The organism is Sorangium sp. So ce448 (assembly GCF_051520915.1).
Lineage (GTDB): Bacteria > Myxococcota_A > Polyangia > Polyangiales > Polyangiaceae > Sorangium > Sorangium cellulosum_B.
Window position 1 is genome coordinate 3,699,668 of record NZ_CP150343.1, and the last position, 12,736, is coordinate 3,712,403.

Annotated in this window: 9 protein-coding genes; 3 read left to right on the top strand and 6 right to left on the bottom strand. The window is 72.4% G+C overall.

Features of this window, described 5'->3' with window-relative positions; translation table 11 throughout:
* Window positions 1-17 precede the first annotated feature (17 nt).
* Complete coding sequence (locus WMF45_RS14265; RefSeq protein WP_437717440.1) at window positions 18-1,100, bottom strand: L-erythro-3,5-diaminohexanoate dehydrogenase; 1,083 nt, start codon at window positions 1,098-1,100, stop codon at window positions 18-20.
* A 380-nt stretch (window positions 1,101-1,480) separates the two neighbouring features.
* On the opposite strand from WMF45_RS14265, the gene WMF45_RS14270 reads away from it, so the two are divergent.
* Complete coding sequence (locus WMF45_RS14270; RefSeq protein WP_437719540.1) at window positions 1,481-2,389, top strand: DUF4388 domain-containing protein; 909 nt, start codon at window positions 1,481-1,483, stop codon at window positions 2,387-2,389.
* 167 nt (window positions 2,390-2,556) lie between these two features.
* Here WMF45_RS14270 and hisD read toward each other — a convergent pair whose 3' ends face one another.
* Window positions 2,557-3,939, bottom strand: a complete 1,383-nt coding sequence (gene hisD, locus WMF45_RS14275) for a histidinol dehydrogenase (RefSeq protein ID WP_437717441.1) — start codon at window positions 3,937-3,939, stop codon at window positions 2,557-2,559.
* Between the two features lie 194 nt (window positions 3,940-4,133).
* On the opposite strand from hisD, the gene WMF45_RS14280 reads away from it, so the two are divergent.
* Complete coding sequence (locus tag WMF45_RS14280; RefSeq protein WP_437717442.1) at window positions 4,134-5,126, top strand: hypothetical protein; 993 nt, start codon at window positions 4,134-4,136, stop codon at window positions 5,124-5,126.
* Window positions 5,127-5,140: 14 nt separating this feature from the next.
* Here the strand turns inward: WMF45_RS14280 and WMF45_RS14285 are convergent, their stop codons facing one another.
* Both WMF45_RS14285 and WMF45_RS14290 read right to left on the bottom strand, forming a co-directional pair.
* Window positions 5,141-7,078, bottom strand: a complete 1,938-nt coding sequence (locus WMF45_RS14285) for a protein kinase domain-containing protein (RefSeq protein WP_437717443.1) — start codon at window positions 7,076-7,078, stop codon at window positions 5,141-5,143.
* A 57-nt stretch (window positions 7,079-7,135) separates the two neighbouring features.
* On the bottom strand, window positions 7,136-7,624 hold the full coding sequence (locus tag WMF45_RS14290; protein WP_437717444.1) for an SMI1/KNR4 family protein: 489 nt from the start codon (window positions 7,622-7,624) through the stop codon (window positions 7,136-7,138).
* A gap of 243 nt (window positions 7,625-7,867) precedes the next feature.
* On the opposite strand from WMF45_RS14290, the gene WMF45_RS14295 reads away from it, so the two are divergent.
* A complete protein-coding gene (locus WMF45_RS14295; protein WP_437717445.1) occupies window positions 7,868-8,683 on the top strand; it encodes a uracil phosphoribosyltransferase in 816 nt (271 codons plus the stop codon).
* Between the two features lie 70 nt (window positions 8,684-8,753).
* Here WMF45_RS14295 and WMF45_RS14300 read toward each other — a convergent pair whose 3' ends face one another.
* Window positions 8,754-9,833, bottom strand: coding sequence for a hypothetical protein (locus WMF45_RS14300; RefSeq protein ID WP_437717446.1), 1,080 nt, complete (start codon window positions 9,831-9,833; stop codon window positions 8,754-8,756).
* 10 nt (window positions 9,834-9,843) lie between these two features.
* Window positions 9,844-12,681 (bottom strand): protein kinase domain-containing protein, encoded by a 2,838-nt coding sequence (locus WMF45_RS14305; protein WP_437717447.1) that lies wholly within the window; start codon window positions 12,679-12,681, stop codon window positions 9,844-9,846.
* Between the last annotated feature and the right edge of the window lie 55 nt (window positions 12,682-12,736).

The window sequence follows — 12,736 nt, forward strand, 5'->3', positions numbered from 1 at the left end:
TGCGTCGTGCGGGGCGCTCAGCCGTAGCGCGAGGTCATGAGCCGCTCGAGCGCGGGATGCTCGCGCACGAGCGCGAGCGTGTGCTCGGCGTGTCCGTGCGCGTAGCCGTTGCCGATGTAGAGATCCACGTCCTTGCCGATCCCCTCGGCCCCCAGGGCGGCGGCGGTGAAGCTCGTGCTCATCGCGAAGAAGTACGTCTTGCCGCGATCGCGCGTGGCGACGATCGCGCTGAGCTCCACGCCCGGGACGTTCACGCACGAGAGCGTGAGGTCAGCGCCCGCGTCGCCGGTGAACGGCAGCACGGCGTCGCGCACGGCGAGGGGGTCGCGCGCGTCGAGGACCGCGACGTGGTCGCAGATCGCGAGCGAGCGCAGATCGGCGGCGAGCCCCGGCGACGCCTCGATCCCGATGACGCGCCCGGCGCGGCCGACGCAGCGCCGCGCCTCGGCCGCGCAAAGGAGGCCCGATTTTCCGCCCGCGCCGAGCACCACCACGCTGTCGCGCGGGCCGGCGAGGCGCGCCACCTGAGGCGCCGCGCCGGCGACGTCGAGCAGCGCGAGGGCGAGCCGCTCGGGCATGTCGGTCGGCATCCGGGCGAGCGGCGCCGACCCGAAGAGGATCGCGGTGCCCTCGACGTCGATCTGCGCGGACGCGGGCCGCACGGCGAGGATCCGGCGGAGCGAGAGCGGCGTGAGCGAGAGCGACGCGAGCGTCGCGATGCGATCGCCGACGGCGACGCCGCGGTGCTCGGCGAGCGAGCCGACCCGACGCACGACGCCGAGCAGCATCCCGCCCGAGCCGGTGACCGGGTTGTGCTGCTTGCCCCGGCGCGCCACCGTCTCGAGGACGAGCTGCGCGACGCCGTCCGGGCTGCCGCCGGAGGCCTCCTCCATCTGGCGGAAGCTCGCGGCGTCGATGTTCAGCGTCTGCACCTCGACGACGATCTCGGTCTCGAAGTGGCGCGAAGCGTCGGCGTCCAGCCGCTCTGCCGGCTGCGGCATGGCCCCCGGTGGATCGAGCACGCGGTGCGTGCCCAGCGGATCGCCTGCGGAGAGGGTGGGTCGCGTCGCTTCAGAGCTCACGCCGAGGCCGTTCAACATGCCGGGCACGAAAGCAAGGGCAATGAGCCGAGCGACCGCGGGATTCCTCGCTGAGCCGGCCCGGCGCACCGGCCCGGTAGGGGACCCGGCAACCGGCGGTGCCGAGCGTTTCGATGGAGTCGAACGCCCTCTTTCCCTCAAATCGGATACACTTGCGTGCGCCGAGGACGTCGGCCCGTACCCCCGCGGCGCGCCTCTGTGGCGGCCGAGGGAGGGGGGCCAGCGCGTCGCGTCAGGATCGAACGAGCCGACTCATTTGAAAGAACGGACCGGATCTCTTGACCACCTTTGCTCGGTGAAACTAAGCTTTGCCCCCTGCTGGCGCTCTCGTAAGCGCTCGAAGGTTTTTACTCCCTGCGATGGATAACCACGCTCCCAAGGTGTCGGCAACGCGGCAACTAGCGTTGCGCTTCATCTCCGGGAAGTACCAAGGCGGCGAATTCCCCCTCGGGGAGCAGCAGGAGATCGTCGTAGGTCGCTCCAGCGACCTCGACATGGTCCTCGTAGAGGACATGGTCTCCCGGCGCCATGCCCGGATTGCCTGCACCGAACAGTCGATTGTGATCGAGGATCTCGGCTCGACGAACGGAACGTTCGTCAACGGCGAGAAGATCAAGAAGACGACCCTGAAGGAGGGCGATCGGGTGCTCATCGGCACCAGCATCCTCAAGGTCGTCTCCACCGACCCTGGCGCGCCGCCGGCGCGGAAACGGATGGACGAGCCATCGCTGAGGAGCGGTCAGACCCGGTCGATGTCCGGGTCGATCGACGAGATCCCGCTCCCGGATCTGCTGCAGCTCTTCGGCACATCGAAGAAGAGCGGCGTCCTCGTGGTCCGCTCCGACGACGACGTCGGCAAGATCTACCTGCGCAAGGGCATCGTGACCTTTGCGACCATCAACGATCTGACCGACGTCCCGCCGCTGAAGAGCGTCTACCGGATCCTCACCTGGGTCGGCGGGACGTTCGACCTCGAGGCGGCCGAGGAGCGGGTCATGACCGGCGAGATCAGCGCGACGGTGCAGGAGCTCCTCATGGAGGGGCTCCGGCAGATCGACGAGCTGAACAACATCCGCCACCAGCTTCCGGACCTGTCGGCGCGGCTGATCATCCCCCAGCCGCTCAAGCCGCAGCTCCGCGATCTCTCGCCCGTCGATCTCGACGTCCTCCAGGTCGTCTACAACCACGGGCACCTCGCGATGGTCCTCAACAAGAGCCCCGCGACGGATCTGGAGACCGCGCAGTCCGTGTTGAAGATGATCAACGCGGGCTACCTCCGCGCCGAGTGAGCCTGGCGGGAGCGCATGGCGTCGCGAGGCCGCGCAAGGCGGCCGAACGCGGCGGCGCGCGCTGCGCTCGGCTGAACCGAGATCGGTAGATCAGGGGAGCGCGGTCGACAGCGCGTCCTCGCGCGCCGCGCTCCCGAGGGCGCGGCGCGCCGGGCGACAGCGCGGCGTCAGGACTGCGACGTGCCGCGCTTCGCGGGGTCGAGCGCCTTGCTCGCGAGGCGGAGCGACACGGCGCGGGCGTGGGCCTGCAGGCCCTCGGCGAGGGCCAGCTTCTCGATGATCGGGCCTTGCGCCCGGAGCGCCGCGCCCGAGTACCGGATGAGGCTCGCGCGCGTCACGAAGTCGTAGACCCCGAGCGGCGCGCCGAAGCGGGCTGAGCCGCCGGTCGGGAGGACGTGGGACGGCCCCGCGAGGTAGTCCCCCGCGGCGACCGGGGTGAGGTCGCCGAGCAGCGCGGCGCCGAGCGTGCCGATCTCCGAGAACAACCCCTCGGCGTCGGCGACGTGGAAGGCCACGTGCTCGACCGCGAGCTGATCGGCGATCTCGGCGAGGCGAGCGCGCGAGCCGACGACCAGCGCCGCCGCGTGCGTCGAGAGCGACGCCTGCACGATCGCGCGACGCGTGAGCTCGGGGAGCGCCGCGTCGAGCTCGCGCGCGACCGCCTCCGCCAGCTTCGCGGAGGTCGTCGCGAGCAGGGCGTAGGACGCCTCGTCATGCTCGGCCTGCGAGAGGAGATCGGCGGCGACGAGCCGGGGATCCGCGGATTCGTCGGCGAGCGCGAGGATCTCGCTCGGCCCGGTGATGCCGTCGATCGACACATCCCCGAAGACCAGCTTCTTCGCGCAGGCGACGTAGGCGTTGCCGGGCCCCACGATCTTGTCGACCGCCGCGAGCTCCGGGAGCCCGTAGGCCATGGCCGCGATCGCCTGCGCGCCGCCCGAGTCGAGCAGGGTCGTCACGCCGGAGAGGTGCGCCGCGGCGAGCGTGGCGTCGTCGGCCGACGGGCTCGCGAGGACGATCTCCTGGACGCCGGCGATGCGCGCGGGGATGGCCGACATGAGCACGCTGGAGGGGTAGCGGGCCTTGCCGCCCGGCGCGTAGACGCCGACCCGGCGCAGCGGGCGCACGCGCATGCCCAGCAGGACGCCCTCCTCCTCGTAGCTGAAGCCGGCCTGCAGCGCGGGCCCGTTCGCCGTCACGTTCGCCGGACCGAGGTCGCCCGCGTCGCGCTGCCGCTCATGGTAACGCGCGATCCTCGCTGCCGCGGTCTCGAGCGCGGCGCGGACCTCCGGCGAGAGCCTCGCGAGCGCCTCGGCTCCGCCGAAGCCGCCCTCCGCCTCGGGGCCTGCGTGGCGGACGAGCGCCTTCGACGTCCTCCGCTCGAACTTCTCGATGTAGCCGAGCACGGCGGACGTCCCCCCACGCCGCACGTTGTCGATGATCTCGGTCACGGCCGGCGTGACGTTCGCGAGGTCGCCCGTGCCGCGGGTGCGCAGGGCTGACAGGGTGGACTCGAACTGAGGCGAACCTTCGATGTAGATGGGCAGCATGGCTTGATATGGACCGGCGCGGTGGAATCTCCGCGTCGACGGCGACACCCCGTACCACACCACCCCGGCCGCTGGTACGTCGGCCGCGCGGCTGCGATCGCGGCGCGCGTCGCGGCCGCGGCAGCGCATCGCGGCGGCTGCCGCGCGTCGCTCCCTGAGTTCCCCGGCCCGAGCGGATCGAGTAGGGTCGCCCGATGCGGTCCGGCTCGTTTGGCCTCGCCTCCACCGCGCTCTCGGTCGTGCTCCTCGCGCTGGCGCCTGCCGTGCTCGTCGGTTGCCCGGAGAACTCCTGCTTCCTCAAGATCTGCCAGGGCAGCAGCTGCCGCTGCTCGATCTCGTCGTGCAGCGACGGCGCCGGCTTCGACACGAAGCAGAACCGCTGCCGATGCCTGAAGGGTTACCTCTCGGTCGCGGGACAGTGCCTCACGCCCCAGGCGGCGAACGCCTACTGCGGCGTGGGTCGCCACTACGAGGCCGGCGGGTGCGCTCCCGATCGCTGCCGGCCTGGCGACGAGATCGACCAGAGCACGGGCTACTGTGTGTCGCGCGAGCAGGTGGCGACCAACATCGGCGTCGCGGTCGGCGCCGGGCAGAAGCTCGGATGCCCGCCCGGCCAGGAGCTCATCGTCGACGGTCCGACCGCCGCGTGCGTACCGCTCTCGCAGACCTGCGCGCGCGACGAGGTCTGGACCGGGCAGGCGTGCGCGAAGGTAGGGCGCTGCCCAACGGGCGCGATGTGGGATCCCGCGCTCGCCCAGTGCGTCCAGTACGCGCAGGGCTCGGGTGAGAGCGGGCTCACGGTCAACGTCGGGCAGTGGGCGTCGGCGAACTACGGACCCGACGGCGGCATGGGCACGAGCGGCTTCTGCGGCGCTTTCGCGAAGAAGCCGTACAGCTTCGGGATCGTCGAGGGGGCCTCGGCCTACGTCCGCGCCACGGTGATGATGTCCTTCCCGGACGGCGAGATCGCCCGCGGCGTCGTGCAGGCGGTGACGGTGTTCGACGCGAGCGGGAACCCGGTGCCGCCGCGCGGCGCCGCGGAGGTCGATGCGGCGGCGCGCAACATCTTCGGCACGCTCGTCCTGGGTGGCGGGCGTGCGAGCGCGCCGACGTCGTCGACCACCGTCCGCTGCGCGGTCATCCACGCCGGAAAGCCGCAGCCGGTGCCCGCCGTTGGTGGACTTTAGCGAGGCCTGTCGGGCTACATCCGCGACAGCGTGCTCACGACGCGCGTGGCGGGTAGGGCGCTGAGGCCGACGCAGCTGACGACCTTGCCGCGCTCCACCACGAAGTTGCTCGTGGAGGGCTCGATCTTCGCGAACTCGACGCTCAGGCGGGCCCCGTCGAAGCTCGCTCGCAGGGGGTGGCCCTCCACCGCGCTGCGGACGTCCTGGCAGGTGCCCCTGGAGCGGGCCGGATCGAACTTGCGCGACTCGGGGGCGATGAAGCGGAGCCGGTCCTCGACGGCGAACACCCCGGTCTCGCCGGGGATCTCGCGCAGGGAGAAGCGGGCCTCGCCCTCGGCATAGTCCTGGGGCGCGAACTGCTCCGGGCGGCGGACCCGGAACTCGAGCGACTCGCCGGCAAGGACGGCCTCGAGCTCGCGCCCGTTGCCGACCCACAGCCCGGTCAGGCCGGCGAGCGGCGACGGCTGCGGCTGCTCCGCGCTCGCCGCCGGGGTGGTGCTGCTCGCGCTGGCCGCCGGGCGCTGCTCCCTCGACGAGACGGCCCGCCGGCGACCATCGCGCGGCCTGTCGAGCACGCCCAGCCCGAGCAGCGCGGCGGCGCCGCCGAACATCACGAGGGCCCCGGCGCCGATCGCGAGCCACGAGCCGCGTGCGCGCTGCGACCCCGCAGGCCCACTGGCCAGCGCAGCGCCCGACGGCGATCGCGGAGCCTCGCGGACCTCGTCGAGCGTCGTGGCCGCGGGCGGCGGCGGGCGGCTCGACGCGCCGAGCGGCGCGGCGGTCGCGGCCGGCGCAGGGTGGGCGATCGCGTCGAGCGCAGCGAGCAGCTCCTCGCAGCTGGCAAAGCGATCCGCCCGTTCCTTGGCGCACGCCTTCTGGAGGAAGGCGTCGAGCGCCGGAGGGACATCGTGACGCACGGCGCTGACCAGGGGGAGCGGCACCTCCGCGTGCTGCCGCATGATCTCGATGTCGCTCTCGGCGTCGAACGGCACCTGCCCCACCAGCATCTCGTAGAGCACGACGCCCAGCGCGTAGATGTCCACCCGCTTGTCGAGGTCGCGGCGCCCGAGGACCTGCTCCGGCGACATGTAATAGAGCGACCCGATGATCCCCTTGGTCAGCCCGCGCCCCGCGAGCGCGTCCGCCTCGGCCTTGGCGATGCCGAAGTCGGTGACCTTCGCGACGCCGTCCTTGCCGCGGATGAGCACGTTCGCCGGCTTGAGATCGCGGTGGATCACCCCCTCGCGGTGCGCGGCCGCGATGCCGGAGGCGATCTGGCGGAAGATCGAGAGCGCTTCGGGCAGGGGCATCCGCCGGCGCTCCTCGGCGTACCTGGCGAGCGTCTGCTCCAGGCTCTCGCCGTCGATGTACTGCATGACGAGCCAGAGGTCGTCTCGCTCCGCCACCACCGCCTTCAGGTGGACGACGTTCGGATGATCGATCTGCGCGAGCGCGCGGCCCTCGGCGAGCGTCCTCGCGCGCACGTCCGGCCGGTGCCCGAGCTCCTGGCGCACCGCCTTCAGCACCACGTGCAGGCCGGTGTGGACGTCCCGAGCGAGGTAGACGACGCCCATGCCGCCCTCGCCGAGCACCCGCTCGACCACGTACTTCTGATCGACGAGCGTCCCCGCCGGCAGGTGGCCGCCCGGGCCGCGCCGCGGCAGCGAGCCCGCCAGCGGCGCGGGGACGACATGAGGCGCGGGGACGTTCGCCGCGGGCCCGCTCGCGCCGCCGGCCGCGAGGGCCGAGAGGCTGGCCCTGTGCGCCGGCTCCTCGGGCACCAGCGCGCCCAGCAGCGGCTGCCCAGGGACTGTCGTCGGCGGGCCGGGCGCAGGAGGCGCCGAGGTCGCCGCGCCGACGCCCGCCTCCTTCGCGGTCATCGACGCGCCGCACGCCACACAGAACCGGGCGGAGCCCGGGTTCTCGGCGTTGCATGAAAGGCACCTGGCCATGGCGCTGTCAGCTCGATCCGCGGCGCGCCCGGCGAGCAGCGCGCCGTGGAGGCTACGTCAGGTCCAGTGGCCCGCGCGGAGCGCCGCGGAGTCGATGGTCTTGATCTTCGGGGCGAGCGCCTCGCGGAAGATGGCCTCGTCTTCGTCGTCGAGGCCGCTCTCTCCGAAGCCGGACGCGACCTCCATCGCGGTAGCGAGGATGCGCAGGAACTGCTGGAAGCTCGACGCACAGAGCTCCGGCTTGAGCGACTCGGTCCCCGTCATACAGGTGAACACGGGGCAGTCCCCCTCGGCGTCGAGCTTCGAGATGTCGAGGAAATAGGGATCTCCCAGCAGGGCGCTGCGAGCGATGAGGATCCAGCTCTTGCGCCAGCCCGGGAGGGAGCTGTCGCCGCCGTTCGCTTGCTGCTCGGCCGCGAGCTTCTCGGAGGGGATGAGGCGCACACGCTCGACCGGAGTCACCGTCTCGACGTCGAGCGGGTCGGCCTCCTGCAGGAAAGCGCGGTACCTCGCGGGCACCCGCAGCGTCTTGCGCAGCTCTTCCACCGCCGCTGGAGCCGCCTTTCCGAACCTCGCAGGGATGCCTCTTCGGACAAAGGCATCCTTGAGCGCCGTAACCGACTCGGCAAGGTCGCTATCCACCGAACATCCCTTCCTTTGCAAGTCCACCGGGACAGCCCGCTGGGCGGGCGCCCTCATCGCTTCGAAACCACTCCGCTCCCGGGGAGAGCACCGGCGCGCACCCGGAGGAATACCCCGCGCCGGGCCAGGTAGTGTAACAGAAAAACGATGGTCGACGTTGCGTACGCTGAGAGTCGATTCCGGCCCCCCGAAATCGCCCACCGGTACGGTCCGGGCGTGCACCTGCTCGATGACCCGCTCTCATGGACTCTGCTGGCTCGAGCCTGCTCCCCGGAGACGGTCCAGCCCGACGTCGGGCGTCTCGTCGGCGTTCTCTACCAGAACCTGGCGCGTGCCGTCCTCGCCGCCGAGCTGGGGCGCGCGCGCGTCGACATCCCGACCCGGATGATCTCCTCCCACCCGGAGGCCGTGTATCGCGGCGCCGCGCTGTCGCGCGCGACCAAGGCCGTCACCGTGGGCATCGCGCGCGCCGGGACGATGCCCTCTCAGGTCGTCTACGAGCTCTTGAACGAGGTCCTCGACCCCGCGCTGGTCCGGCAGGATCACCTGTTCATGAGCCGGCAGACGAACGAGCAGGGCGAGGTCGTCGGCGCGACCTGGCACGACGCCAAGATCGGCCGCGACGTCGAGGGGCGTCACGTGCTCTTCCCCGACCCGATGGGCGCCACCGGCTCGTCCATGGTCAGCGCCATGACGTACTACAAGACCGCGCTCGAGGGGCGGCCGGCCAAGTGCATCGCCATGCACCTCATCGTCACGCCCGAGTACATCCGCCGCGTCACCGAGGCTCACCCGGACGCCATCATCTACGCGCTCCGGCTCGATCGCGGCCTCTCGCCGGCGCGCGTCCTCAAGACCGAGCCGGGCACGCACTGGGACGAGGAGCGCGGCCTGAACAGCATCCAGTACATCGTCCCGGGCGCCGGCGGCGTCGGCGAGATCCTCAACAACGCCTGGCTGTGAGCGCGAGGGCGTCGCCGTGGCGGTGCCCCGCCGACGCCGGGGCCGGCGCGGCCACCTCGCACGCCCGCTGTCAGCGGCCGCGCTTCGAGCGGCGGTTGTGGCCGGCGGCGAGCGCGCGGTAGTCGATGTCAGCGTGCGGCCGGCTCACGGCGGGGCGCAGATCGCTGCAGAGCCGCGTGAGCTCCGCGACCATCGCGCCGAGATCACTCGCGCCCGCGGCCCTGCGCTGCGCGAGCTCGCCGTAGGCGGCCGCGAGGGACGCGATGCCCTTGCCGGAGACGTGCCCGCGGCGCGACAGATCGACGTAGCTCCGCGCGAGCGCGACGCTGTCGAAGTTGTGGGCGACGACCAGCGACTGCGCGACGCGGAGCACCGCGTGCGCCGCGATCCGGCTGTCCTCGTGGAGGACGAACGCCGCCTGAAGGTAGTTGTAGAAGGGGACGACCCGGTCGCCGAAGATCCGGAAATCCGAGGGCGAGGACTGGCGGTCGAGGTGGATCAGGATGCGCTCGACGACGGGGCCCTTCTCGACATAGCTCGCGAACCGGATCGCATCGACGATGGTGTCGTCGTACGCGTGCCCGAGCCGCATCACCTCGCCGAGCTCCAGCGGGGTGACCCGGCCCTCGCAGACGTCCGCGTACAGCGAGTAGACGAACGCGTCGGCCTCCGCGTCGTCCCCGAGCAGCACCTCGCGGATCAGCGCGCCGCTCTGGTCGCGCTGATCCGCGAGCTCGCAGCGCCGCTGGAGCAGCGCGGGCAGCTTGTAGCCGAGCTGCCCGCGCAGCGCGCGGAAGCGCAGCCGGAGGATGTTCTGCAGGTTGGGCTTCAGCGTGAGCGACGCCCAGCGCGCGCCGTCGAGCCGCAGCTTCTGCTCGATGCGGGAGCGGAGCTGCTCCGGGCTGCCCGAGAGGATGTGGGTCTCGACGCCCGCGCGGCCGAGTTCGCGCAGGAGCGACCCCGCGCCCGGCACGGTGCGCTTCTGATCCGGCCGCTCGATCGCGGTCCGCACGAGGTCGCGCAGCGTGTCGAAGTCGGTCCGGAGGTAGGTCTTGTCGAGGTCCCACCGCGCGATGAACGGCGCGCGCGGCGGCGACGCCGCTGCGTTCGCCGGTGATCCGGCCCCTCGCGATCGTTCCTCGTCGTTCACCGTCTCTCGCTCAGCGCGTCATCCACTCGCGCCGCATCTTGTCGAGCGACTGCACCACGTCGCTGTCGGCGCCCTGCCGGGCGAGGTCCATCGCCTCGCGGAGGTACATCGACGCCTCGCCCGTGCGATCGCGCTGGTGCGCCACGTGCGCCAGCGCGCCCAGGACGAGCGCGCGATCAGGCCCGCCTGGGCCGGCGAGGTCGAGCGCCTCGCGCAGCACGCCGTCGGCGTCGGTCAGATCACCGGCGCGCGCGAGCGCCTCGCCGAGCTTCCGGCTGAAGATCAGGACGGCGCGCACCGGATCGTCGAGCTCGCCCCGGAAGATCTCCCGCCGCGCCAGATCGAGGCCGCGGCGCAGCGCGAGCACGCTGCCGGCGCTGTCCCCGCGCGCGGCGGAGCGGTCCGCCGCCTGCTCGAGCAGCATCAGCGCGACGAACGCGTTCTGCGCGTGGTAGGCGTGGATCGCCTGCACCTCGAGCGGCAGCGCGAGCGGGTCGCCCGCGCTGTCGAACGTCGCCTTGGCGTGCAGATCGCGCCGGACGCCGGCCGGGATCGTCGCGAGCGTCACGTCGCGGAGCAGCGGGTGCGCCGTGCGGATGCCGCTCGAGTGCTCCTCGATCATGCCCGCCGCCGCGAGCTTGCCGAGCAGGTCGTCGAAGGCGCGGATGTCCGGGAGCAGGCGCTGCAGCGTGGCCCGGTCCGCCGCGTCGCCGATGACGGCGAGCGCCTGCAGCGTGCGGCGCGCGTCCTGCGGCAGCCGCTCGATCCGCGCGGCGACGAGGTCGGCCATCCGCGCGGGCGGATCGCTGCCCCCCTCGAGCGTGTAGCGGACCAGCTGGTCGATGTAGAGCGGCGGCACCGTCGCGGCCTCGCCGCCGAGGACGGCCGGGCTCGCCGCGCTCGGCGGCAGGGCCAGCGGGGTTTGATCGGCCGCGCCGTCCGACGGGTGGCGCCGCGGCGACAGCCGCAGGCCGCCCATGCTCGGCGGCGTCTTGCGGGCGGCGCGGTGGTCCAGGCCCACGCTGCTGCGGAGGAGCGAGAGCGCGATGTCCTTCGGCAGGCCGCCGAGCGCGCGCACGGCGCCGCCCCACTCGGGCTCGAAGCCCGGCGTGTGGCTGGCGACGATGAGCAGCGCCGCGAGCGGCGGCTCCGCGATCACGTCGGCGAACGCGTTCCGGCTCGCGCCGTCGACGGCGTGCAGGTCGTCGATCGCGAGCAGGACCCGGTGCGGGAAGGCGGTCTGCTGCGCGCGAGAGAGCGCCCAGCGCAGGGCCTCCGCGGCGATGAAGCGGCGATCGTCGGGCGACAGGCCCCCCGCCGTCGGCTTGTTCCAGGCGTGCCTGCGCACGTCGCTCCCGCGGTCGCCCTTGCCGAAGATCTCGAGCAGCCCGCGCCGCGCTTCCGGCGTCGCGCCGCTCCAGTTCGACGCGTTGCCGCCGTCGGGCGGGAGCTCGGCGAGCCCGGCGATCGCCCAGCGCAGCGCGTAGTAGCCGACCTCCGCGCCCCACGGGTCCGGGCCGGTCTGGATGACGATGTCGCCCCGGCTCGCGGCGACGTCGAGGAACTCGCGGAGGAGCCGGGTCTTGCCGACGCCGTGCTCACCGACGATGCGCGCGGCGACGACCGAGCCCTCGACGTCGGCGAGGCAGCTGTCGAGCCACGCGAGGTCGTCCTCGCGCGCCGCGAACGGGAGCGGGAGCGTGGGAGCCGAGGGGGCGCGATCGCGCCGGGCCGCCTGGGGCGCCGCTCGCGGCGCAGGGGCGGGCGAGTGCGCCTGCGCGATCCTGGCGCCGCACTCGCCGCAGAACTTCTGGCCGCGCGGCACGATGGCCCGGCACGAGCCGCAGATGACCGTCGCGTCGGCGAACGAGAAGCGCCCCGAGGGGGTGTCGAACGTCCCGAGCGCCGCGCGCAGCGCCGCCGCGAACTCGTCCGCCGACTGGTAGCGCCGCGCGGCGTCCTTCTCGAGCGCCCGGAGCGTGACCTCGACGAGCGGCTCGGGGATCTCGCGCTCCGGCGCGAGCAGGGCGGGATCGGGCGGCGGCAAGGAGAGGTGCATCAGCACCACCTGCGTCGGCGATTCCGCCTCGAACGGGAGCCGGCCGGTCAGCAGCTGGAACAGGATGACGCCGCACGCGTAGAGGTCGCTCCGCGCGTCGATCGGATCGCCGCGCCCCTGCTCGGGGGCCATGTAGTCCGGGGTCCCGCAGACGATGCCCGGGCTCGTGATGTTCGTCGTCGCGACCTCCCCCTTCAGCTTCGCGAGGCCGAAGTCGACGACCTTCACGAAGTCGCCGCCCGAGCGCATCGGCTCGAGCACGATGTTCTCGGGCTTGAGATCGCGGTGGATGATGCCGAGGTGGTGCGCCTCGGCGAGCGCCGCGAGCACCTGGCAGAGGATGTCGACGATGCGGCGGAACGGGAGCGGGCCGTCCTCGTAGACGACGCGGGCGAGGTCGCGCCCGCGCAGGAACTCCATGACGAGGTAGAGCTGCCCGCCGTTCTTACCGAAGTCGATGACCCCGACCGAGTTCGGGTGGTTGAGGCGGCTGGCGGCGCGCGCCTCGGTGATGAACCGGACCGACGCGCTCTCGTCGCCGAGCAGGTGGGGATGGATGATCTTGACGGCCACGGTGCGCCCCAGGGCCTTCTGCTCGGCCCTGTACACGCGGCCCATGCCGCCCACCCCGACGAGCTCCAGGATCACGTAGTTGCCAGGGAGCGTCGTGCCGATCAGCGGATCGTCGGACGTCCGGTTGAACTCCGAGATCGGGAAGCCGCACACCGGGCAGAATTTGTGCGCCTGCTCGCACGGATTCGCGCATTGCGGGCAGACCACTGTGGACACGCGCGGGACCTTACCACGTTCGGGATAGCGATTGGAGTCGAGGTCTCCCTCGGCC

What these genes read in the sequence shown, in the direction of transcription:
- WMF45_RS14265 (WP_437717440.1), bottom strand. Translation starts at nt 1,100, where the DNA reads ATGTTGAACGGCCTCGGCGTGAGCTCTGAAGCGACGCGACCCACCCTC.
- hisD (WP_437717441.1), bottom strand. Translation starts at nt 3,939, where the DNA reads ATGCTGCCCATCTACATCGAAGGTTCGCCTCAGTTCGAGTCCACCCTG.
- WMF45_RS14280 (WP_437717442.1), top strand. Translation starts at nt 4,134, where the DNA reads ATGCGGTCCGGCTCGTTTGGCCTCGCCTCCACCGCGCTCTCGGTCGTG.
- WMF45_RS14285 (WP_437717443.1), bottom strand. Translation starts at nt 7,078, where the DNA reads ATGGCCAGGTGCCTTTCATGCAACGCCGAGAACCCGGGCTCCGCCCGG.
- WMF45_RS14295 (WP_437717445.1), top strand. Translation starts at nt 7,868, where the DNA reads ATGGTCGACGTTGCGTACGCTGAGAGTCGATTCCGGCCCCCCGAAATC.